This is a genomic window from Halorhabdus amylolytica (assembly GCF_004944975.1).
In the GTDB taxonomy this organism is placed as follows: Archaea; Halobacteriota; Halobacteria; order Halobacteriales; family Haloarculaceae; genus Halorhabdus; species Halorhabdus amylolytica.
The window spans coordinates 1010-21312 of sequence record NZ_SPQG01000016.1 but is presented as its reverse complement, the minus strand read 5'-3'; the positions used below and the strand labels follow the sequence as shown (position 1 = coordinate 21312).

The 20303-nt window shown below is 63.7% G+C and carries 21 protein-coding genes; 10 read left to right on the top strand and 11 right to left on the bottom strand.

The genetic code is table 11. The features are described from left to right. Window positions 1-7 precede the first annotated feature (7 nt). On the bottom strand, window positions 8-826 hold the full coding sequence (locus E3374_RS15195) for a nucleoside phosphorylase (protein ID WP_136689801.1): 819 nt from the start codon (window positions 824-826) through the stop codon (window positions 8-10). A gap of 346 nt (window positions 827-1172) precedes the next feature. Between E3374_RS15195 and E3374_RS15190 the strand changes: the two genes are divergently transcribed. The 4 genes from E3374_RS15190 (at window position 1173) to E3374_RS15175 (ending at window position 6280) form a co-directional block, all read left to right on the top strand. Further along, window positions 1173-2330 carry a BMP family lipoprotein gene (locus tag E3374_RS15190; RefSeq protein ID WP_136689800.1) on the top strand — a complete coding sequence of 386 codons (1158 nt, stop codon included), beginning with the start codon at window positions 1173-1175 and terminating at the stop codon, window positions 2328-2330. A 41-nt stretch (window positions 2331-2371) separates the two neighbouring features. Beyond that, window positions 2372-3961 carry an ABC transporter ATP-binding protein gene (locus E3374_RS15185; RefSeq protein WP_345890602.1) on the top strand — a complete coding sequence of 530 codons (1590 nt, stop codon included), beginning with the start codon at window positions 2372-2374 and terminating at the stop codon, window positions 3959-3961. Continuing rightward, window positions 3958-5178, top strand: coding sequence for an ABC transporter permease (locus E3374_RS15180; protein WP_211194991.1), 1221 nt, complete (start codon window positions 3958-3960; stop codon window positions 5176-5178). The genes E3374_RS15185 and E3374_RS15180 overlap by 4 nt, the downstream gene beginning before the upstream one ends. A gap of 127 nt (window positions 5179-5305) precedes the next feature. Further along, window positions 5306-6280, top strand: a complete 975-nt coding sequence (locus E3374_RS15175) for an ABC transporter permease (RefSeq protein WP_394347460.1) — start codon at window positions 5306-5308, stop codon at window positions 6278-6280. Window positions 6281-6437: 157 nt separating this feature from the next. Here E3374_RS15175 and cdd read toward each other — a convergent pair whose 3' ends face one another. Then, on the bottom strand, window positions 6438-6836 hold the full coding sequence (gene cdd, locus E3374_RS15170; RefSeq protein WP_136689798.1) for a cytidine deaminase: 399 nt from the start codon (window positions 6834-6836) through the stop codon (window positions 6438-6440). 94 nt (window positions 6837-6930) lie between these two features. Between cdd and E3374_RS15165 the strand changes: the two genes are divergently transcribed. After that, window positions 6931-8382 (top strand): methyl-accepting chemotaxis protein, encoded by a 1452-nt coding sequence (locus E3374_RS15165; protein ID WP_136689797.1) that lies wholly within the window; start codon window positions 6931-6933, stop codon window positions 8380-8382. Window positions 8383-8487: 105 nt separating this feature from the next. Here E3374_RS15165 and E3374_RS15160 read toward each other — a convergent pair whose 3' ends face one another. The 3 genes from E3374_RS15160 to mtnP form a co-directional block, all read right to left on the bottom strand. Continuing rightward, window positions 8488-8682 (bottom strand): XapX domain-containing protein, encoded by a 195-nt coding sequence (locus E3374_RS15160; RefSeq protein ID WP_136689796.1) that lies wholly within the window; start codon window positions 8680-8682, stop codon window positions 8488-8490. 247 nt (window positions 8683-8929) lie between these two features. Then, window positions 8930-9655 (bottom strand): nucleoside phosphorylase, encoded by a 726-nt coding sequence (locus E3374_RS15155; RefSeq protein ID WP_136689795.1) that lies wholly within the window; start codon window positions 9653-9655, stop codon window positions 8930-8932. Between the two features lie 105 nt (window positions 9656-9760). Beyond that, window positions 9761-10624, bottom strand: a complete 864-nt coding sequence (mtnP, locus tag E3374_RS15150) for an S-methyl-5'-thioadenosine phosphorylase (RefSeq protein ID WP_136689794.1) — start codon at window positions 10622-10624, stop codon at window positions 9761-9763. A 124-nt stretch (window positions 10625-10748) separates the two neighbouring features. Here mtnP and E3374_RS15145 point away from each other — a divergent pair, with 124 nt between their 5' ends. Together E3374_RS15145 and deoC are read left to right on the top strand one after the other, a co-directional pair. Next, window positions 10749-11693: a ribose 1,5-bisphosphate isomerase gene (locus E3374_RS15145; RefSeq protein ID WP_136689793.1), complete on the top strand. Its 945-nt coding sequence runs from the start codon at window positions 10749-10751 to the stop codon at window positions 11691-11693. 75 nt (window positions 11694-11768) lie between these two features. Then, the gene (deoC, locus tag E3374_RS15140) at window positions 11769-12407 is read left to right on the top strand and encodes a deoxyribose-phosphate aldolase (protein WP_136689792.1); all 639 of its coding nucleotides are present in this window, start codon (window positions 11769-11771) and stop codon (window positions 12405-12407) included. A gap of 163 nt (window positions 12408-12570) precedes the next feature. Here the strand turns inward: deoC and E3374_RS15135 are convergent, their stop codons facing one another. Beyond that, on the bottom strand, window positions 12571-13650 hold the full coding sequence (locus E3374_RS15135) for a KaiC domain-containing protein (RefSeq protein WP_136689791.1): 1080 nt from the start codon (window positions 13648-13650) through the stop codon (window positions 12571-12573). 120 nt (window positions 13651-13770) lie between these two features. Here E3374_RS15135 and E3374_RS15130 point away from each other — a divergent pair, with 120 nt between their 5' ends. After that, window positions 13771-14646, top strand: coding sequence for an NAD(+)/NADH kinase (locus E3374_RS15130; protein WP_136689790.1), 876 nt, complete (start codon window positions 13771-13773; stop codon window positions 14644-14646). Between the two features lie 9 nt (window positions 14647-14655). On the opposite strand, the gene E3374_RS15125 is transcribed toward E3374_RS15130, so the two are convergent. The 4 genes from E3374_RS15125 to rpiA form a co-directional block, all read right to left on the bottom strand. Continuing rightward, window positions 14656-14946: a hypothetical protein gene (locus tag E3374_RS15125; RefSeq protein WP_136689789.1), complete on the bottom strand. Its 291-nt coding sequence runs from the start codon at window positions 14944-14946 to the stop codon at window positions 14656-14658. A 92-nt stretch (window positions 14947-15038) separates the two neighbouring features. Continuing rightward, window positions 15039-15248, bottom strand: coding sequence for a hypothetical protein (locus tag E3374_RS15120; protein ID WP_211194992.1), 210 nt, complete (start codon window positions 15246-15248; stop codon window positions 15039-15041). After that, window positions 15245-15466 (bottom strand): DUF7573 domain-containing protein, encoded by a 222-nt coding sequence (locus E3374_RS15115; RefSeq protein WP_136689788.1) that lies wholly within the window; start codon window positions 15464-15466, stop codon window positions 15245-15247. The genes E3374_RS15120 and E3374_RS15115 overlap by 4 nt, the downstream gene beginning before the upstream one ends. Window positions 15467-15641: 175 nt before the next feature. Then, window positions 15642-16328, bottom strand: a complete 687-nt coding sequence (rpiA, locus tag E3374_RS15110) for a ribose-5-phosphate isomerase RpiA (protein ID WP_136689787.1) — start codon at window positions 16326-16328, stop codon at window positions 15642-15644. Between the two features lie 141 nt (window positions 16329-16469). Here rpiA and E3374_RS15105 point away from each other — a divergent pair, with 141 nt between their 5' ends. Together E3374_RS15105 and rpe are read left to right on the top strand one after the other, a co-directional pair. Next, entirely contained in the window at window positions 16470-18416 is a 1947-nt protein-coding gene (locus E3374_RS15105; RefSeq protein ID WP_136689786.1) for a methyl-accepting chemotaxis protein, read from the top strand. A gap of 96 nt (window positions 18417-18512) precedes the next feature. Beyond that, window positions 18513-19160: a ribulose-phosphate 3-epimerase gene (rpe, locus tag E3374_RS15100; RefSeq protein ID WP_136689785.1), complete on the top strand. Its 648-nt coding sequence runs from the start codon at window positions 18513-18515 to the stop codon at window positions 19158-19160. Window positions 19161-19190: 30 nt separating this feature from the next. On the opposite strand, the gene prs is transcribed toward rpe, so the two are convergent. After that, window positions 19191-20039 carry a ribose-phosphate diphosphokinase gene (gene prs / locus E3374_RS15095; RefSeq protein ID WP_136689784.1) on the bottom strand — a complete coding sequence of 283 codons (849 nt, stop codon included), beginning with the start codon at window positions 20037-20039 and terminating at the stop codon, window positions 19191-19193. Window positions 20040-20303 lie beyond the last annotated feature (264 nt).

Below are 20303 nucleotides of genomic sequence, written 5' to 3'. Positions count from 1 at the left end.
GAATAGTCTAAAGCTCCAGGCCGGGGTGCCAGTGATCGACGCCGGCCTCGGCCTTCACCTGGTCCATGCGCGCGAGGAGCTTCGTGGCGAGAGAGGCGACCTCGGAAGCGCGCTGGTCGCTCTCGGTCCGGAACTCGCCGGTGACGCGGTTTGCGTAGACAGCACAGACCGCACCCGCGCGCAGGCCGTAGACGTTCGCAATCGTCAGGATTGCGCTGGCCTCCATCTCGATGTTGGTGACGTTGACCTCCTGGAGATCCTCGACCAACCCTTCGCTCCAGGGCGCTTCGAAGCCCTCGAAACCCGGACGACCCTGGCCTGAGTAGAAGCTGTCCGCACTCAGCGTCGTCCCGAGATGGTAGTCGTAGTCGAGGCGTTCGGCCGCGGCCGCGAGCGCGGAGACGACCTCGTGGTCTGCGGTCGCGGGGTAGTCTTCCCGGACGTACTCGTCGCTCGTCCCCTCCTGTCGGACCGCGCCGGTCGTGATGACCAGATCGCCGACTGAGACTTCCTCGCGGATCGAGCCACACGAGCCGACCCGGATGAACGTGTCCACACCCACGCGAGCGAGTTCCTCGACCGCGATGGCCGCGCCGGGCGAGCCGATCCCCGTCGACGTTACCGAGATGGGAGTCCCGTCGTAGTCCCCGGTCACCGTCCGATACTCACGGTGGTGAGCTTTCTCCTCGTAGCCGTCCCAGAACCGGACGATCTTTTCGATCCGTTCCGGGTTGCCAGGGAGCAACACGGTCTCGGCGACATCCTCGGGCGTGACGGCGAGATGATACTGTTCGTCTTCGTTTGGGTCCTCACTGTCTCCGGGCATCCTATCCGCCTTTTTAAGCTGGACTTTTATATAATATTCGCCATCGTGACGGCTACCCACCCCGGGCCGACGCGAGATGGATAGCCGATCGTGGCTAGAAGAGTGCGCTATACCCGGAAAGCGCGCGTGACGAGGGCGCGTTCGTCAGGTCGTGGATGTCTTCGGCGTCTCGGCTCTCGGCCGGAACCGTTGTGTGGCCCTGTTCTGCCCATCTACCGGGAGTGTCCATAGAGCGCAGGATCGTGGTGACGAGGGGTTGTCCGGTGCCCCTTTAAACCAATGTGCTATATTAAAAGGCGGAAAGCAACATAACTATTATCACTATTCGACCCACACAACGGATGTAATGCCTCGAAATTACGATCGGCGATCAGTCATCAAGGGTATCGCTGTCAGTGGACTCGGCGTCTCGCTGGCTGGCTGTTCGGGTGGCGGCGACACGACCGAGCCCGCGAACGAAGACGGCGAGTCGAGCGAGCCTTCGAACGAGGACGGCGGCGACACGACCGAATCGACCAGTGGAGGCGGGAGCGGCGACCCCCATCAGGTCGGGATGGTGTACTCGACGGGTGGCCTCGGCGACAACTCGTTCAACGACATGGCCAACAGGGGCATCAAGGCGGCCGCAGAGCAGTACAACGTTGAATTCCAGAACGCCGAACCGGAGTCCCCGAGCGAGTTCAGTACGTTCCAGCGACAGTTCGCAACCTCGTCGAATCCGGAGTACGACCAGATCTTCGCGATCGGGTTCTCCCAGAAGAGCGCCCTCCAGGAAGTCGCGCCGGACTTCCCGGACACGAAGTTCACGTTCATCGACTCGACGGCGGACCTCGACAACGTCGCGAGTTACGTCTTCAACGAACACGAAGGGTCCTTCCAGGCAGGCATTCTCGCCGGGATGTTGACGAGCCGAGAGTTCTCCGCCGGTCCGAGTCAGACGAACACCGACTCGAACACGATCGGATTCGTCGGCGGGAAAGAGACGGGCCTGATCAAGAAGTTCGAGGCCGGTTACCGCTTTGGCGCACAGCGAGTCAACGAAAACGTCGACATCAACGTGGCGTACTCCGGCTCATGGAGCGAACCGAGTTCGGGCCAGTCGATCGCCAACTCGATGATCGACGACGGCGCGGACGTCCTCTACCACGCCGCAGGTGGGACCGGTGTCGGCGTCCTCCAGGCCGCCTACGAGCGGGGCGTGTTCGGAATCGGTGTCGACGCCCGTCAGTCCGAGACGCTGCCGGAATACAACGGGGCGATCCTCGGCAGTATGGTCAAACAGGTCAACGAGGCAGTCCTCACCTCGGTTGGGAACGCGATCAACGGCGAGTTCAAGGGCGGCGAGACGATCACGCTTGGCCTCGACGACGATGGCGTCGCGCTGTTGTACGGAACTGAGATCGGCGACCAGATCCCTCAGGAGATCAAAGACGAGATCCAGTCCCAGAGTCAGACTGTCATCGATGGCGACGTGACGGTGCCGTCCCACCCTGACGACCTCTGATCAGTCTCGACCGCGCCGGTCATTGATACTTATTTGATACGATGGCACAAACGACACAACCACCGGAAGACGATACCGGAGGGAGTACAGACCCGGGTCCAGCGGTGAGGATGGAGAACATCACCAAGCGGTTCCCGGGCGTCGTCGCGAACGACCAAGTCACCCTCGAAGTGGAACGAGGTTCAGTCCACACGCTGCTGGGCGAGAACGGCGCGGGTAAGTCCACGCTCATGAACGTCCTGTACGGACTCTACCAGCAGGAGGAGGGGACGGTCTACCTGGACGGCCAGGAGATAAACTTCGAGACGCCCCAGGACGCGATCGACGCCGGGATCGGGATGATCCACCAGCACTTCATGCTGGTCGATACGATGACGGTCGCCGAGAACGTCACCCTCGGCAACGAACCACGCAAGTGGAACGGGCTCGCGTACGATGCCAAGAGCGCCCGTGACGCGGTCCGGGAACTGAGCGAGAGGTACAATTTCGATCTCGATCCGACTGAGAGGATCGAGGACATCAGCGTCGGGGAGAAACAGCGCGTCGAGATCCTCAAGACGCTCTATCGCGGAGCCGACGTGTTGATCTTCGACGAGCCGACGGCCGTGCTCACCCCCCAGGAGGTCGACGAACTGTTCCGGATCGTCGACGAGTTGACCGAACAGGGCAAGACGCTGATCTTCATCACGCACAAACTCGGTGAGGCGATGGAGATCTCGGACGACATCACTGTCCTCCGGGACGGGGAGAACGTCGGGACGGTCGACCCCGGGACTGCGACGCGAGAGAGTCTCGCGGAGTTGATGGTCGGCCGGGAAGTGATGCTCGAAGTGGAGAAAGACGAGCGTCCAGCCGGTGATCCCGCCCTGTCGATCTCCGAACTCGTCGTCGAGAACGACGAGGGGGTTCGACAGGTCGACGAGGTCGATCTGACGGTCCACGAGGGCGAAATCCTCGGAATCGCCGGCGTCGACGGCAACGGCCAGTCACAGCTTGTCGATTCGGTCGTCGGCCTCGATGTTCCTGACGAAGGCACGGTCGAGCTCGACGGCGAGGACATGACGAGAGCCTCGCGGCGGGAACACATCATGAGTGGGATGTCTTTCGTTCCCGAGGACCGCCAGGCACGCGGGCTCGTGATGGACTTCGATCTCGTCGAGAACGCGCTGCTGGGCAACCAGTACGACCCCGACTTCACGAACGGCCCCCGAGTTGATTGGGGAGCGACGCGCGACCACGCCGAGAAGATAATCGACCGGTACGACGTGCGGACTCCGGGTGTCGAGACCGCCTCGGAGTCTCTCTCCGGTGGGAACCAACAGAAGGTCATCGTGGGCCGGGAGATCCTCCGGGATCCCGACGTGATCGTCGCGTCCCACCCGACCCGAGGGGTCGACGTCGGGAGCATCGAGTTCATCCACGACCAGTTGGTCGAGCTTCGCGACGAAGGCAAGGGCGTCCTGCTTGTCTCCTCGAAGCTCGACGAGGTCCAGCAGCTCTCGGACCGGCTCGCGGTCATCTACGAAGGCGAGATTATGGACATCGTCGACCCTGCGGAAGTGACCGACCGGGATGTCGGCCTGCTCATGGCCGGTGAGATGCCCGACGAGTACGGGGGTGGCGACGAATGAGCGATCGCCAGTATCCCGCACCAGTGCAGCGGTTCCTCCGGTTTTTCGTGGGGAATTCAGTCGTCGAACGGATCTTGATAAGCGCCGCCGCACTGGTCACGGCCATCATCGTCAGCAGCATCATCGTCCTTGTGGCCGGGTATCTCTCCGGTGAGGCCTACAACCCCATCGAGATCTTCGCGGTGCTTGTCAACGGGGCCTTTGGCTCACCCTTCGCCCTCGACTCGGCGCGGTTGTTCACCGAAGGTTGGTCGCCGGTCAACTTCTCGATGGGAACGACCTTGAAGGAAACGACGCTGTTGATCTTCGCCGGGCTCGCCGTCGCTGTTGCCTTCCGAGGCGATCTGTTCAACATCGGCGTTCAAGGCCAACTCGTTCTCGGCGGGCTTGCGGCCGCGCTCGCGCTCGTCTGGGTCGCGCCGTTCGTCCCTGGCGGGCTCGTGGGAACGCTCCTGTTGATCCCGTTTGGGTTGCTCGTCGGTGCGATCGTCGGCGGGCTCTACGGGGCAATACCAGGGGCGCTGAAAGCCTATGCCGACGCCAACGAGGTGATCACGACGATCATGCTCAACACCATCGCGACCGGGACGGCCTTTTTCCTCGTTTCGGCGTATTTCGCCGATCCGACGCTCCAGAGCGTCAAGACCCGACCGATCCCGGATTTCGCCCGGCTCAACGGGATCGTCTTCCCCCAGGGCGGTCAGTTCTCGCTGGTCGCGCTCGTCCTTGCACTCCTCGCGACCGTCGCCGTCTACTACGTTCTGCGGTACACGAGTTTCGGGTACGACCTGCGCGTTTCGGGGAAACAGGCGGCTGCGGCGCTGTACGGCGGTGCCAACGCCGAACGGATGGTCGTCTCGACGATGACGTTGTCGGGCGCCCTCGGCGGCATCGCCGGCGCGATGTGGTCGATGATGGTCATCGGCGCCTGGCGACAGGGCGTCCCCTCGGTCGGGTTCGACGGCATTACCGTCTCGGTGCTCGCCGGGAACAACCCGATCGGTGTCATCCCCGCGGCACTGCTGTTCGGCGTCCTGAAAGGCGGTTCGAACGCCATTAACTTCCAGCTCGGCGTCCCGCCGGAGCTGGTTGCCGTCCTCCGCGGGATGATCATCCTGTTCATCGCGATGCCGGAAGCCTTCCGGATGCTCGGAAACCGGCTGGGCATCAAACCGGACCCGGCTTCCGCGGCGACCGGAGGTGGCGGCAATGAGTAACGCACCGGCCGACGGCAGTACGCTCGCGAGCGTTCGCGACTGGTTCGCAAACGTCGGACGTATTCCGAGGATCGTCTTCGGGTCGTTCTTCGTCGCGGCGGTCTTCGGTGCGGTGATCAACGTCGTGATGCCGGGATCCCGTGCGTCGACCGTTGTCGGGATCTTCAACACCAGCTTCGTTGAGTCGACACTGCGGATCGCCGTGCCGATCGTCTTCGCCGGGCTTGGCGGTATCTTCGCCGAGAAGAGCGGTGTCATCAACATCGGCCTCGAAGGACTGTTGATCATCTCGGCGTTCACCGCCGTCGCAGTCACCCATCTGCTCGGCGGCGACGCCCAGTCGGCAGTCTGGATCGGTCTGTTCGCCGGTGTCCTCGCGAGCACGCTGCTCGCGCTTGTGTTTGCCGTGCTCGTCATCGAGTTCCGGGCCGACCAGATCATCGCCGGCCTCGCCGTCTGGCTGGTCGGACTCGGTCTCGGACCGTTCCTCAGCATCGTAATCTGGGGATCGGTCAACAGCGCGAGCATCGCGACGCTGAACACGGTGACGGTCCCGGGACTCTCTCAAATCCCGGTTGTCGGGCCAATCATTTTCGACGCCAGCCCGATCGTCATCCTGATGCTGGTGACGATCGTCGTCTCGTGGTTCGTCCTCAACCACACGAGCTTTGGCCGGTGGATCGAGGCAAGTGGGGAGAATCCCTCCGCGCTCGACACGGCCGGCGTGGACGTCCACCGTGTCAGGTACGTCGGCGTCGTCCTCTCGGGAGTCCTCTCCGGGTTCGGCGGTGCCGGCCTGGTCGTCGGTCGGGCCGGTCGCTTCATCGGGAGCGGCCAGACGATGATCGCCGGGGACGGGTTCATCGCGATCACGACGTACCTGTTCGGCAATTACAACCCGCTCGGGACTGCCGCGGCTGGGATCCTCTTTGCGGGGCTGGACGCCTTGCAGATCCGCCTCCAACAGATCCCGTTCATCCCGGCCCCGACCGAGTTGATCCGACTGGTGCCGTACGTCTCAGTCATCATCGTGCTCGCGTTCGTCGGGTACACACGCCTGCCGGCCGAAGCCGGCGAACACTACGAGTCCGGCGAGGAGTAGTCTCAGCGTCACTGTCCCACATTCTTGGCGGTCTGATTTCGACGATTGTCTGCTGATTCAGGACGGTAGATCTCCACAATCGTCACTCCAGTCAGCAGACAGTCACCTCGAAAACAGTAGTCCACTCGATCGATCGTCGACGCGTTCGACGGGCGAGTTACCGGTCTTGCAGGTTCCCTGGCTTCATTGCGGCCGGGAGTAACTCACCCAGCGTGTACCGCTGTATCTCGCCGTCGTCCTCCGTAATGATCTCGAAGGAGTCGTCACAGAACTCCGCGAAGGTCTGGCGACACATTCCACAGGGCGTGACACCGTCGTGTTCCGCCGAGACGACCGCAACCCGCTCGAAGTCGGTGTGGCCGTCGCGGATCGCTCCCGTGACGGCGAGTTCCTCGGCGTGGAAACTATTAGAGTAGTTGACGATCTCGACGTTGAAACCGCGATAGACCTCGCCGTCCGCTGTTTCGAGCGCCGCCCCGACCGGATACTCCGAGTAGGGGACGTACGCCTCTTTGCGGGCTTCGTGTGCCACTTCGATGAGTTCTTCGGGCTCCATATCCGGGCGTACGATCGGACTCCATTATAAAGTACCGCTTTATAAACCCATGGCTATATAATACTTTATCCGTCCCAGCGTCTTCATTCCGGCCATGGATGACGACGTTGCCGCCGAGATGTCCAGCGGAGTGGACGTCCGGACGGTGCTGGACGTGCTCCCGATCCCGGCATACGTACTCGACAGCGAACACACGGTGATTCACTGGAGTGACGGCCTCGAACCGCTGCTCGGATTGGGCCGCGAGGAGATGCTCGGGACCGACGAGTTCTTCGGTCGGGACGACGACGGAAACCGGATCAAGACGCTGGCGAACGAAGTTGTCGACGATCCCCGCGAAGCCGATCGCAACGACCGGGTCGAACGCGTCTCCTCGCCGTACACGGAGACACCGGTCTACGAGTCGAAACTCTGGCTGGAGAACGACGCCGGGGAGCGACGGTACGTTCGGTTCAACGCGATGCCGATCTTCGCAGACGGCGAGCTCTCGGCAGTCGTCCAGATATGCCGGGACGAAACCGAGCAACGGCGCCGCCAGGAACGCACGGAGGCGCTCGTCGAAGAGGTCATCGAGACGCTGTCAGCCGTGAGCGAGGGGTCGCTGGACGCGCGGGCGTCCTTCGAGGAGACAGCACACGTCTCGACTCACTTACTCGACATTCTCGAACAAGTCAACGAGACGGCGGCGCGACTCGAACAGATCGTCGAGCAAGTCGACACCCAGGCCACGGAGTTGACCGAATCTGCGAGCGAAACCACTGCCGAGGCAAGTCAGATTACCGAACTCGTCGAGGACCAGGCCAGAGACCTCGACGAGGCAGTGACCGAACTCGAGAACTTCAGCGCCCGGATGGAGGAGGTCGCGGCCAACTCCGACCAGATCGCGACCGCCGCCGAACGGAGCCAGCAGACGGCCGAAGACGGACTCGAGTCCGGGAGACGCGCCCGGGAGAGTGCGGCAGAGCTCGCCGAGACCGGCGACGAACTCGTCGAGACGGTCGAGGCACTCGAGGATCGCACGGCGGAGATCGAGACGATCGTCGAGGTGATCCAGGATGTCGCCGATCAGACGAACATGCTGGCGCTGAACGCCTCCATCGAGGCCGCCCGCGCGGGCGAGGCCGGCGAGGGATTCGAAGTCGTCGCCGAGGAGGTCAAAGCCCTGGCCGAGGAGACGGGCGATCACGCCGAGCGGATCTCCAGGCAGGTCGAAACCGTCGAGAGCCAGACCGACCAGACGGCCGAGACCATCGATCGAGCCACGGCGGAGATCGAGGCCACGATCGAAGAGGTCGAGACGGCCCGAAACGCCTTCGAAGACATCGAGACGGAGATCGAGGAGGTTTCGACCGGGATCGCCGAGATCGCCGAGGCGAACGACGATCAGGCGGCCGCGATCGAGGAAGTGACGACGACCCTCGAAAACGTTCGCGATCGTGCTCGGGAGGCCAGTGAGGTCAGCAAGTCCATCAGCGAACGTACCGATGCCCAGCGACAGTCGATCGAACGGCTTGCCGCTCTCGTCGCCGAACTCGACGGCGAATGACACCACCCCGCGGGCATCACCGGCGGTCCACGCGCTGTGTAATCGCCCCGAAAACCGCAATTTCCTCCGGGAAATCAGTATTTTCGCTCCGGCAGTCCGGAACGATCACAGGCCGAGAGCGTCCAGCAAGTCGAACCCGTAATCGAAGAAGCCCATCAGCCGGTACCCCAGGAAAATGCCGACAATACCCATCACACCGGCGAGACTCGGCGGTGCCGGGATCGGCACTTCGAAGAAGCCGAAGACGATCCCGGTCAAAAGACCAGTCAGCGTCGCGAGCGCGACGAGGGTCGCGTTCATTGGGCCACCCCACGTTCGATTCGCGTGCGATTCGAGCGCCGTCTTGTAGTCCGAACGGGAACGTTCGGCGAACCGATCCGACGACGCCTGTCGAAGCCGTCGCCATCCGACGACACGGCGCGCAACCGTTCCCCGCGACTGTCGCGTGGTAGTACGATCATGGACGCGTGATCTTAGTCGGATTCCACTGATAAATACTGCGATCCATTATAAGTGTGGTTCCCATATAAACGAAGGAAGAGTGGATTCAAAGCTGTGTCGCGGTGTCGAGCGCGATCTCGGTCGCCCGGCCGATGTTGTTCTTGGCCTTGTCGGGAAGTTCGCGTTCGTCGGTCGCGCCCTTTTGAGTCCCCTCGACGAGGTTGCCGTCGACAGTGCAGATCGCGCCCGCGCGGATGCCGCGACGACGGGCGAGGGTGAACAGCGCCGAGGCCTCCATCTCGACGGCGAGGATACCGGCCTCCACCCAATCGGCGACGATCTCCTCGGTCTCGTTATAGAAGGCGTCGTCGGTGGCGATCGGGCCGATGTGGACGTCCTCGTCGTTCGCCTCAGCCGTCTCGACCAGCGTCGTGAGGACGTCGTAGTCGGCGACGGCGGGATACTCGGCGGACTCGTAGCGGTCGCTCGTCCCCTCGTTCTTGGCGGCAGCGGTCGCGACCACCATGTCCCCGATCTCGATACCCTTCTGGAGGCCACCCGTCGTCCCGACCCGGAGGATCGTCTCGACGCCGACGTTGGCGAGTTCCTCGATCGCGATGGCAGCCGAGGGTGCCCCGATCCCTGTCGAAGCGATAGTAAGGTCACGTCCTTCGTACGTCGCGTTGAGGACTTTGTATTCGCGGTTCCGTGCGACCTGCTCGACGTTTCTACAGTACGTCGCGATCCGATCGACGCGATCGGGATCTCCCGGGAGGAGTGCGATGTCGGCCAACTGATCCATCTCGATCTGCAGGTGGGACTGTTTCAGCATGGAGTAGCCTTCCGGATGGAACAACAAAAGGGTATGTCCCGCCCAGGGGCGGCTCAGTTTCCGAGATCAACGCCAGTCAGTCGATCCCGAACGGCCTCGAGTGGCCTACCGATCGACGTATTCACCGACCAGCGGTTCGACGCGCCGGAATGTCTCCTCGGGGATAGCACCGGGCTCGGTGTTGATCGTCCCCTCGAGCGCCGCGTGACACGCACAGGAGTGATTCATTGGCAGCGTCTCGACGGCGTGCTGGACGGCCTCTTTGATGACGGTCTCGTTCGCCGCCGCGTTCTCCAGGACTTCCTCTAGGGACACCTCGGCGTCGTCCTTCCAGACGTCCCAGTCAGTGACACCGGCTATCGTCGCATAGCTCAGTTCGGCTTCACGAGCGAGTTTCGCCTCCGGTATAGCCGTCATCCCGACGATGTCCCAGCCTTGCTGACGGAAGAACTCGCTCTCTGCACGTGTCGAATACTGCGGTCCCTCGATGCAGACGTAGGTACCGCCGCGGCGGGCCGTTTCTTCGGTCGCCGCCTCGACGGCGTCGGCGAGGTGGCTCGCGAGTTCGGGACAGAACGGCTCGGCGAAGCCCTGATGGACGACGATCCCGTCGCCGAAGAAGGAAAACTCGCGGTGGCGCGTCCGGTCGAACAACTGATCAGGGACGACGATGGTCCGCGGCGGGATATCACCCGAAAGACTCCCGACCGCGTTCGTCGCGATGACGTGGGTTACCCCGAGATCTTTCAGGGCGTGGATGTTCGCCCGGTAGGGAACCTCGGAGGGAGAGTACTCGTGGTCCCGGCCGTGGCGCGGGACGAACGCGATATCCCGGTCGGTTCCGGCGAGCGTGCCGACGGTGACGGGTGCGCTCGGATCGCCATACGGCGTCTCGATGTCGATCGTTCGAGTGTCTTCGAGCGGGAGCGCGTCGTAGATGCCGCTGCCCCCGATAAAGCCGATCGGCATACTGGATATGTGTCGACACCAGTCATAAAGACGTGGTGGTTCAGCCGTTCGCTGGACGGGGGACCGACGCCGTCCCGCGGTGGAGCCAGCGGTTTCTTAACGGCTGGGAGAATAGTTCCGGCCAATGACCCATCAGCGAGTACGCTCGGTGTCGGAACAGATCAAGAACCGGGACATCCGCGGGACCGCGACCATCGCCCGCGAGACGGCCCAGGCGATGGAGGCCCAGGCGAGAGACGCCGCGGCCGACACGCCCGAGGAATTCCGCGAGACGATGCGGGAGACGGCACGAACGCTTCACGACGCCCGACCTGACGACGATAGCCTCTCGAACGCGCTGCGATATCTCTTTCAGCGCATGGACGGCGAGACAGTGGAGTCGCTCCGGGAATCGGTGACGGGCGCCGCCCGGACGTTCCAGGAAAACATCGACCGGGCGCGCGAGACACTCGGGCGGATCGGATCGCGTCGACTGCGGGACGGCGACACGGTAATGATCCACTCGCACTCGGCTGACGCGCTTGCGACGCTCGAACACGCGCTCGCGGACGGCAAGGAGATCAACGCGTTCGTCAAGGAGACCCGCCCGCGCAAGCAGGGCCACATCGCCGCGCAACAGCTCCAGGAGTGGGATATCGCGGTCACGGTGATTGTCGACAGCGCGGCGCGGCGGTTCCTCGACGACGCCGACCACGTCCTCGTGGGCGCCGACAGTATCGCCGCGGACGGATCGGTCGTCAACCGGATCGGGACGAGCGACTTGGCGGTCATCGCCCGCGAGCGCGGCGTCCCGGTGACCGTCGCCGCCCAGACGTTGCGGCTGCACCCGGACTCGTTGACGGGCCACAGCGTCGACATCGAAACCCGCGAGGAACGCGAGGTGCTCGACGAAGCCACGCGCAAGCAGATCGGCGACGTCGCCGTGGAGAACCCTGCCTTCGACGTGACGCCGGCACGGTACGTCGACGCGATCGTCACCGAGCGCGGCCAGTACCCGCCCGAGAGCGTCGTGACGCTGATGCGGGAACTCTACGGCGGGTCCGCCAGGGATCCCTGGCTCGAAGGGTGACTGCCCGCGGGGAGAGCAGTCCAACCGGTCGCGCGGCGGTCCTTTTTTATGCGGTGCATTATTTAATATACGCCTATGGAAGACGTTCTCCCGCGGATCGAACACACCGTACTCGGCCCCGAAACGACACCGGCAGACGTTGAAGAAGTGTTAGACGAGGCAAGCCAATACGGCTTGCGCACGTGTATCCCGCCGTGTTACCTTGAGATGGCTGGCGAGTACGCTCCCGACGTCGAAGTGGCGACTGTCATCGGGTTCCCACACGGCAATCACTCCACGACGGCCAAGGTCGCGGAGGCTGAAGACGCCGTCAAGGCCGGGGCGGACGAACTCGACATGGTCATGAACGTCGGACTGCTGAAGGCCGGCGAAGACGATGCCGTTCGCGAAGACATCGAAAGCGTCGTCGCTGCGACCACGAAGCCGGTGAAGGTCATCATCGAGACGCCACTCTTGACCGACGAGGAGAAGCACCGCGCCAGCCAGCTGGTCGCCGACGCGGGCGCGGACTTCGTCAAGACGGCGACGGGCTTCGGGGGCGGCGGAGCGACCGTCCCGGACGTCGAACTCATGAGCGAGTACGCCCCCGTGAAAGCCAGCGGTGGCGTCGGTTCCTGGGCGGACGCCAAGGCGATGTTCGAGGCGGGTGCCGAGCGCATCGGCGCTTCCAGCGGCGACGTCATCGCCCAAGAGTATCTGGATCAGCAGAAGTAGTCCCGCCTCTTCGACATCGCATTCAGCAGGCTACGTCCAGCAGCATCGTCGAGCGGAGCGAGACGTTCGCTGCGGACGAGCTTCGCGAGTGCGCAGGTGCGTTTTCCCCAATTTTCCTCGGGTTCGATCGCCGTTGCGATCGAACCCGAGGAAAAAGTGGCTCCTAGAAGATACTGGCTTGCTGGTAGACGTCGATGCCGTCGAGGGTGATCGCGTATGGTTTGGTCGCCCGGGAGTGGTTGGCGTTTCGGATCTTCTGGATCTCGACGGCCAGACGGGTCTCCTGGGCGTCCCCGCGAACGTACTGGAGGACGAAGACGGCATCAGTCAGGTACTCGATGATGCCGTGTCTGGACGCGTAGGGGTTGTCCTCGCTGGCCTCGCTGGTAACCATCGTCGTCACGCCCGCGGCCTTCAGCGAGCGGGTGAAGTCGAAGACCTCGGTCCGGCGGCGAGACTGGTCGTCGTACATCATCTCTAGCAGCGAGACGGAGTCGAGCACCAGCCGATCGGCACCAAACTCCCGGACGAGTTCGGGAAACTCGCCACGGATGTTCTCTAGGCTGTTGGCCATCTCGACCGGATCGAGATCGACGATCGCCAGCCGGTCCTCGCGTTCGTACCGGCCGAAGTCCCACCCACGCTCGTTGGCGGTGTCGAGAATGCTCTCTCTGCTCTGCTCTAAGGTGACGAACACGGCGTTCTCGCCCGCCTGGAGACCGTGGTTGAGAAACTGCAGGCCGAAGGTCGTCTTGCCTGTCCCCGGCGCGCCGATGACGACCATGAGGTGGCGGTGGGGGATCCCGCCCTGGATCATATCGTCGAGCCCCTCGATACCGAGATCGATCCGTGGGATCTCCGAGTCGAAGTCCTCCTCGGCGAAACCACCCTCCCCGGCATCTTCGCCACTCTCAGGTCCGCCCGCGGATGCCAACGCGCTGGCGAAGTCCTCCTCGAACAACGAATCGTCGTCGACCTCGGTCGCTCCCTCGTTGGCGCCGGCCTCGGAGCCCTTCCCGATTGGAGTGTCAGCCCGCTCCGTGGGTTCGACGTCCCCCGTCTCGACGTCAGATTCGACGTCCCCAACGGGCGAGGCCGTCTCGTCGTCCGTACCGTCTTCTTGGGGAAACCAATCGTCGTCCGTGGGGTCGGAAGACTCGACGTTCCCGCCAGTCCCGTCGGAGCCGCTCTCTTCGGCGAGTGCCTCCTCGAACCAGTCGTCCTCGGAGTCGTCCTCGCTCATGGACGTCCTCCCCGCCCGACAGTCATGTCGGTGGGTTCGCGCGGGGACTCAATAACTCTGTCCGTCACGCGTCGAGGGAGATGCTACGATTTTATCAGTGGGGGCAAGCAAGCACGTGGTATGAAGCTCGGACTCGTCGGTCAGAAGGACAATCCACGAGCCCGCTCGCTGGTAGAGGCCGTTCGCATGGATCTCCGGGGCGAAGGCGTCGACGTCGTCGTCGACGACGTGACAGCCGAGGCGCTTTCGGACGACCGTCACGAAACCTACGGGGGCGTGGCCACGCCGGAACTCGAGCCCCCCGAGAGCGTCTCGGTCGAGACGATGAGTGAGTGTGGTCTCGTCGTCTCGATCGGCGGGGACGGCACTTTCCTCCACGCCGCCCGCGGATCGGCCGGGACACCGATCATGGGCGTCAACCTCGGCGAGGTCGGGTTCCTGAACGCCGTCTCCCCGAACGACGCCATCGAGACGATCAGAGACGTCGTTACCGACATCCGCGAGAACGGGACAACCCCCACACGGGAACTGCCGCGGTTGCAGGTCGGCGGCGACGGCTGGAGCCTCCAGCCCGCACTCAACGAGGTCGTCGTCCAGGGACCACAGCGTGGCCACGGCAGCGGCGTCGGCGTCACAGTCCGGGTCGACGACGCACTCTACACGAGCGGACACGCGGACGGGGTCCTGGTGGCGACGCCGACGGGGAGCACGGCCTACAACCTCAGCGAGGGCGGTCCCTTGGTCCATCCGGACGTCCCGGTCTGGGTCGTCACGGAGATGGCCGCCGAACGACCGATGCCACCCCTCGTCGTCGAAGAGGACACCACGATCACGATCCGCGTCGAGGACGCCGACACCGCTTCGGTCGTCAGTGACGGCCGGACGACCGAAGAGATCGAGCCCCCGACGCAGGTGACGATCGAACGCGCCGAACAGCCGGTGCAGGTCGCCGGCCCGGCTCTGGAGTTCTTCACTGCGCTCGGCAAACTCGAGTGACCGAGCGATTCACTGTCTGGTAGTCATGTAAAGCACCGGACCGGCCACTACCAGAACGAGCCCGAAGAACTTGTACTGCAGGACCGAGCCGAGGAGACTCCCGTTGCCCGGTTCCAGCGCACCGGTGGGGGTTACTACCAGCAGCAGACCGAACGCGATCGCCTGTGTCGAGAACATTTTCCTGGAGCGCAACACGATGGCCGCAAGTACCGAGAGACCGAGCAACAACAACAGCGCGTCCCCCACGTTGTAGTTGAGGAGCACGCTGTCAACCAGTTGCAGGGGGCCTAGCCCGTTCATTCTTGTCTCAGAATCACCCTGACTCGATCATTAAACTTCCGCTACCCCTGGGAATCGCCGCCACGGCAGGTGGAGAGACGACTGTCGAAGGCTCACGGCCCGCGGAACTCGAGATCACGAACCCAGCCGTACCACAGGACGAGCACTGTCCCGAGATAGCCGACCGCCCAGACGATCCCGCCGACCATCGGATAGCCGGCGTTCGCCAGGGCGTAGTCGGCCAGGCCGAAGCCGACGACGCCGCCGAGCAGGATCGCAATGAACACCAGTCTGGACCGTTGTAACGTCACGTTCACGCTCACCACTCCTTACAGGTCGAACAGACGAGGTCTCCGTCCTGATGCCAGCGACCTTCACTCAGCTCCCCACACGCCTCACAGGTTCCTCCGTCCGGGACGAACGCATAGGTCGTCCGTGCCGGCTCGATCCCGGCGGCGTCGGTCTCCCCCGACTCCCGACGATTGCCCGGGGATCCGTCTTCCCCCTCGACGAAGTCGCCGAGAGTCGCGTCCTCGCCCATATCGGTAGTCAGTGGCGGGACGGACTTAGCCGTGACGGCAGGAGAACCGATCGACATCGGCCCGAACGGACACCGGTCGGTCGACGTTCCCGTCGATCACGCTCCGGGGCCTCGACGTTTCTCTCGGTACCTGGATGGGACCGGGCGGAACTATCAGTTTTAACTCACTTCGTCGCTACGGTTCGACGATATCGACACCGCCGGTCGTACCGACGTGAATCACATCGGCGAATGCAGGGAACAGTCCGTGTTCGACGACGGCGGGCAGCGTCGCCAGATCGGTAGCCAACGCCGTCGGATCGTCGATCGCACCGAAGTCACAGTCGAACAGCAGGTTCCCGTTGTCCGTGACGACGGGGCCGCTCTTGCGTTCGGCCCGCCGGAGGATCGGATCGCCGCCCAACTCTTCGACTGCCGCGGCAGCCGTTGTTCGGGCGTCGGGCAGCACCTCCAGGGGCACGGGTTCGTCGAGGACGTCGGCGCGTTTGGTCTCGTCGACGACGATCACCAGTTCGTCGGTCGCGCTCGCAACGATCTTCTCGCGGGCGTGAGCGGCCCCACCGCCCTTGATCAGATCCGCTCCGACGAACTGGTCGGCACCGTCGATCGTCACGTCGATGTGCCCGTCGGTCTCGTCGAGGGTCGTCAACTCGATGCCGACCTCGATTGCGACCTCCCGCGCCTGGAAGGATGTCGGGACGCCGACGATGTCAAGCCCGGAATCGACTCGATCCCCGAGGATCCGGATCGCGTGTTCGGCTGTGCTCCCGCTTCCGAGACCGACGACGTCCCCATCGGAGACAGCCTCGACCGCGCTCTCGCTCGCTCGTCGCTTCGCCTCCGTTCGCGTTCGTTCGTCCATGTCCGTACGTTAGGACTCCGCGTCAAATACCTACTGTTAGACGCTGACGGAGACTCCCCGGAGAGTGCCACTCGCGATCGTCGTTTCAGGATTTGATACCACGGGAGACGGGTTTTTCACCGGGTATCCATGCCTACGGGTATGGAAGGCACAGAAACGCCTAATACCGGCGAATTTAACCGATTAGCTGGGTGGAGACGCCGGATACAGGAGACGCTGAAGTACGTCCCGAGCGGGCAGTCGATCCCGGAGGAGTCCTGGCGGAGTCGCCATCGGAACATTGTCGTATTGATTCTCGCCCACGTTCCGTTCCTGTTTGTGCTTGGAACCTTCGAGGGCACCGAATCGGTCGTCACCGGCGCGACGATCCCGGCGATCCCCCTGTCGTATCTGCTCGTCGAACTCGCGATCGTCGTGGCCTTTGCGCTCGCCGCTGCTGTCCCTCGGTTCTCCCGCCGAGCGCGGACCGCGCTGGCGACGACTGGCCTGTTGTCGGCGTCGGTGGTGCTGGTCCACGTTTCGGGCGGGTTCATCGAGGCGCACTTTCACTTCTTCGTCGGGATGGCCGTCGTCGCGGTCTACGAGGACTGGCTCCCCTTCGCCTTGGGGATCGGATACGTCGTTCTCACTCACGGCGGGTTCGGTATGGTGAACCCGAGTCGCGTCTACAACCACACCGCCGCGATCAACAATCCCTGGGCGTGGGGCTTCATTCACGGTATCTTCGTCCTGGCGCTAGCTATCGCGCTGATGTCCCACTGGTACTCGACCGAGCGCTCCCGCGAAGAGGCACGCGAACAACTCCGGGAGGCCCGCGAGAGGAGTCGGGAGATCGAAGACCTCGAAGCCAAACAGGCTGAAATCGAGGAGGCACGGGCCCAAGCCCAGGAGATGAAAGCCGAAGCCGAGGCCCGACAGACCGAGATCGAGCGGGCCAACGAGCACCTCGAAGCGACGGCCGACGCCTACAGCACGAAGATCCGGCAGGCCGCCGACGGCGATCTCACGATCCGACTCGACGATGGCGTCGAGAGCGACGCAATGGCCCAGATCGCCGCGTCGTTCAACGAGATGATCGAGGACACGGCTACGGCGATGACGGAACTGCAGTCCTTCGCCGAGACCGTCACCGACGCGAGCGTCGAAGCGACTTCGGGGACCGAAGAGGCCGCGAACGCGAGCGAAGAGGTGAGCGAGGCGGTCGAGGAGATAGCGAGCGCGGCAGCCGATCAGCGGGAGATGCTCGAGGCCGCCTCCGAAGAGATGTCGAACCTCTCTGCGAGCGTCGAGGAGGTGGCCGCCTCGGCCGAAACGGTCGCCGAGCGGTCCCACGAGACGGCGCGCATTGCCGAGGAAAGCGAGGAGACTGCCCAGCGTGCAATCGAGGACGCACGGGACGCACGAACGGCGATCGACTCGACAGTCCAGAGCGTCGAATCCCTCGAGGAGCGGATGGCCGAAATCGGCGAGATCGTCGATCTCATCGGCGACATCGCCGAGCAGACGAACATGCTGGCGTTGAACGCCAACATCGAGGCGGCACGAGCCGGCGGCGAGGACGGCGGCGACGGGTTCGCCGTCGTCGCCGAGGAGGTCAAAGGACTGGCCGAACAGACACAGAAGTCAGCAGCCGACATCGAGGCGCTCATCGCAGACGTCACGTCACAGACCGAACGGACCGTCGAGCAAGCTCGGACGGCCGAGCAGTACGTGCTCGAGGAGGTCCAAGCCGCCGAAGCGGTCGCCGAGGCGTTCGAACAGGTCGCGACAAACGCCGAGGAAACCGACGAAGGGATCCAGGAGATCAACAGGGCGACCGACGAGCAGGCCACGTCCACTGAGTCAGTCGTCTCCTCGATCGAAAACGTCGCCGACGTGAGTCACAGGGTCGCCGAAGAAAGCGAGAGTGCGTCCGCGGCGGCCCAACAGCAGGCGGCGTCGATGTCGCAAGTCAGTACCACTGTCGAGTCCCTCAACGATCGGGCCGACCGGCTCCGGAGCCTGCTGTCGACCTTCGAGGTCGAGGCGCGAGACGCAAAGACCGACAGTTCGGACGTGGCAGTGGGTGACGGCGGACGCGCGGAGTGACGCTCGCCCGGTGGTGTGAGACGACGAGTTGAAACGACTGGTGCTCCGTTGGTGTGAGACGACGAGTTGATACGACTCCGTTCTGAACTGCCAGGTATGCGTCGCATCGCACCGTCGATCCTCGCGGCCGATTTCAGCGATCTGTACGGTGACGTCAGCCAGGTCGAGGGAAGCGTCGACCTTCTGCATCTGGACGTCATGGACGGACAGTTCGTGCCGAACATCTCGTTTGGACAGCCGGTGATCGCCTCGTTGCGCGAGCGGACCGACCTGTACTTCGATACCCATCTGATGATCGAACGGCCGAGTCGCTACGTCGAGGACTTCGCATCGGTCGGTGTCGACCGGCTGACGGTCCACGTCGAAGCCCGCGAGGATACGCGTGCCATCGTCGAAGAAATTCACGATCACGATATGGACGCCGGGGTCGCACTGAACCCGGACACCGACATCGAAGCGATCGAACCGTTGCTCGACACCGTCGACATGGTCCTCGTGATGAGCGTTCAGCCGGGCTTCGGCGGGCAGTCGTTCGAGCCCGAAACGCTGGACCGCGTCGAACGCATCGCGGAACAGACGGACACCGAAATCGAGGTCGACGGCGGCGTCGACGAAGAGACCGGGCCCCGGTGTGCCGAGGCGGGCGTCGACACGTTCGTGATCGGGTCGTCACTGTTCGGACGCGAGGACATCCCCGGCGCACTCACGGAACTACGTGAGAGTATCGGGATCGACGACGGCTGAGACGAAGGACGGCAGAATCGGCCGCAGGTGTTACTGCTGAAGGACGTCGGCGATCGGCGGTGCGGCGCTGACCTGACTGATCGAGCGGTCGATAGTATCGGTGGCGTAAAGCGACTGGACGCCGGCCCGGTGGAGTTTGCTCAGAGCGTTCTCGACCAGCAGCGGGTGGATGCAGGTGACGAACACGCGCCGGGTGTCCTGTCTGGCGAGGAGATTGACCGCCTCACTCATGGTGCCGCCGGTGGCGATCATATCGTCGACGAGGACGACGTCGCGGCCGGAGAAGTCCTTCTCGTCAGCCGAGAGTTCGACCTCGGTCGCGGAGTGTCTGACCTTCTCGAAGTTCTCGACGAGCCCGACGCCGTAGGTGTTCCGGACGGACCGTGCGAGCCACTCGGCGTCCTCGTCGGGACCGAGAAACACCGGCTCGACTAGGTCGTCAGGCAGCGGCTTGGCGAGTTGCGGGGCAGCGTCGACCGGTTCGGCCGGGATCCCGAAGTAATCGAGTACCGAGATGTTGTGCGGGTTGACCGAGTAGACCCGGTCCGTGCTCGCGGCGATCGCCCTGGCGACCGCCCGGGCCGAGATGGCCTGCCCGGGCTCGAAGAGTTTGTCCTGACGTGCGTACCCCAGATACGGGATCACGGTGACGATCTCGGCAGGATCTCGCTCGAGTGCCCGCTCCTGTAGTTCGAGCAGTTCGAGGTGTGACCGACTCGAAGTGGTCGAGCCGATGACGACGACCCGCTCGTCCGCGCCGACGGTGACGTTCTCGGCGGCCTCGGCGGTGCCGTCCGCGTCGAGGTCGACCAGTGGTTCGCCGAGTCGCTGGGAAACCGCCGCCGCGATCGCCTGGGCCGTCGACGTGCCCGTTATCATGTGAGTGGTCCTTGACTGGACGGACAATAAGACATTTCGGTTCCGCGTTCCCCGTCGGGATACTCGGGGGCCAACGGTTTTGTTCCCGGCCGGAATGACATCCTCCCCGTCGTTCACGACGGGGTTTCCTCCGTGGGAGTCTCAGCCGGTCTAAGATTCCCCGGAGGCAACATTCCCGTCACGGTGGACGGTACTCAGGTCTGTGCGCTGTTCTTTGGGACTTTCCGTCGCAGGAGAGCGTGGTGACTCCAGCCATTCGTGGCT

What these genes read in the sequence shown, in the direction of transcription:
- E3374_RS15185 (WP_345890602.1), top strand. Translation starts at nt 2,372, where the DNA reads ATGGCACAAACGACACAACCACCGGAAGACGATACCGGAGGGAGTACA.
- E3374_RS15175 (WP_394347460.1), top strand. Translation starts at nt 5,306, where the DNA reads ATGCCGGGATCCCGTGCGTCGACCGTTGTCGGGATCTTCAACACCAGC.
- E3374_RS15155 (WP_136689795.1), bottom strand. Translation starts at nt 9,655, where the DNA reads ATGCTGAAACAGTCCCACCTGCAGATCGAGATGGATCAGTTGGCCGAC.
- E3374_RS15145 (WP_136689793.1), top strand. Translation starts at nt 10,749, where the DNA reads ATGACCCATCAGCGAGTACGCTCGGTGTCGGAACAGATCAAGAACCGG.
- E3374_RS15160 (WP_136689796.1), bottom strand. Translation starts at nt 8,682, where the DNA reads ATGAACGCGACCCTCGTCGCGCTCGCGACGCTGACTGGTCTTTTGACC.
- E3374_RS15190 (WP_136689800.1), top strand. Translation starts at nt 1,173, where the DNA reads ATGCCTCGAAATTACGATCGGCGATCAGTCATCAAGGGTATCGCTGTC.
- E3374_RS15115 (WP_136689788.1), bottom strand. Translation starts at nt 15,466, where the DNA reads ATGGGCGAGGACGCGACTCTCGGCGACTTCGTCGAGGGGGAAGACGGA.
- E3374_RS15130 (WP_136689790.1), top strand. Translation starts at nt 13,771, where the DNA reads ATGAAGCTCGGACTCGTCGGTCAGAAGGACAATCCACGAGCCCGCTCG.
- mtnP (WP_136689794.1), bottom strand. Translation starts at nt 10,624, where the DNA reads ATGCCGATCGGCTTTATCGGGGGCAGCGGCATCTACGACGCGCTCCCG.
- E3374_RS15195 (WP_136689801.1), bottom strand. Translation starts at nt 826, where the DNA reads ATGCCCGGAGACAGTGAGGACCCAAACGAAGACGAACAGTATCATCTC.
- deoC (WP_136689792.1), top strand. Translation starts at nt 11,769, where the DNA reads ATGGAAGACGTTCTCCCGCGGATCGAACACACCGTACTCGGCCCCGAA.
- rpe (WP_136689785.1), top strand. Translation starts at nt 18,513, where the DNA reads ATGCGTCGCATCGCACCGTCGATCCTCGCGGCCGATTTCAGCGATCTG.
- rpiA (WP_136689787.1), bottom strand. Translation starts at nt 16,328, where the DNA reads ATGGACGAACGAACGCGAACGGAGGCGAAGCGACGAGCGAGCGAGAGC.
- E3374_RS15105 (WP_136689786.1), top strand. Translation starts at nt 16,470, where the DNA reads ATGGAAGGCACAGAAACGCCTAATACCGGCGAATTTAACCGATTAGCT.
- E3374_RS15180 (WP_211194991.1), top strand. Translation starts at nt 3,958, where the DNA reads ATGAGCGATCGCCAGTATCCCGCACCAGTGCAGCGGTTCCTCCGGTTT.
- E3374_RS15125 (WP_136689789.1), bottom strand. Translation starts at nt 14,946, where the DNA reads ATGAACGGGCTAGGCCCCCTGCAACTGGTTGACAGCGTGCTCCTCAAC.
- cdd (WP_136689798.1), bottom strand. Translation starts at nt 6,836, where the DNA reads ATGGAGCCCGAAGAACTCATCGAAGTGGCACACGAAGCCCGCAAAGAG.
- prs (WP_136689784.1), bottom strand. Translation starts at nt 20,039, where the DNA reads ATGATAACGGGCACGTCGACGGCCCAGGCGATCGCGGCGGCGGTTTCC.
- E3374_RS15135 (WP_136689791.1), bottom strand. Translation starts at nt 13,650, where the DNA reads ATGAGCGAGGACGACTCCGAGGACGACTGGTTCGAGGAGGCACTCGCC.
- E3374_RS15165 (WP_136689797.1), top strand. Translation starts at nt 6,931, where the DNA reads ATGGATGACGACGTTGCCGCCGAGATGTCCAGCGGAGTGGACGTCCGG.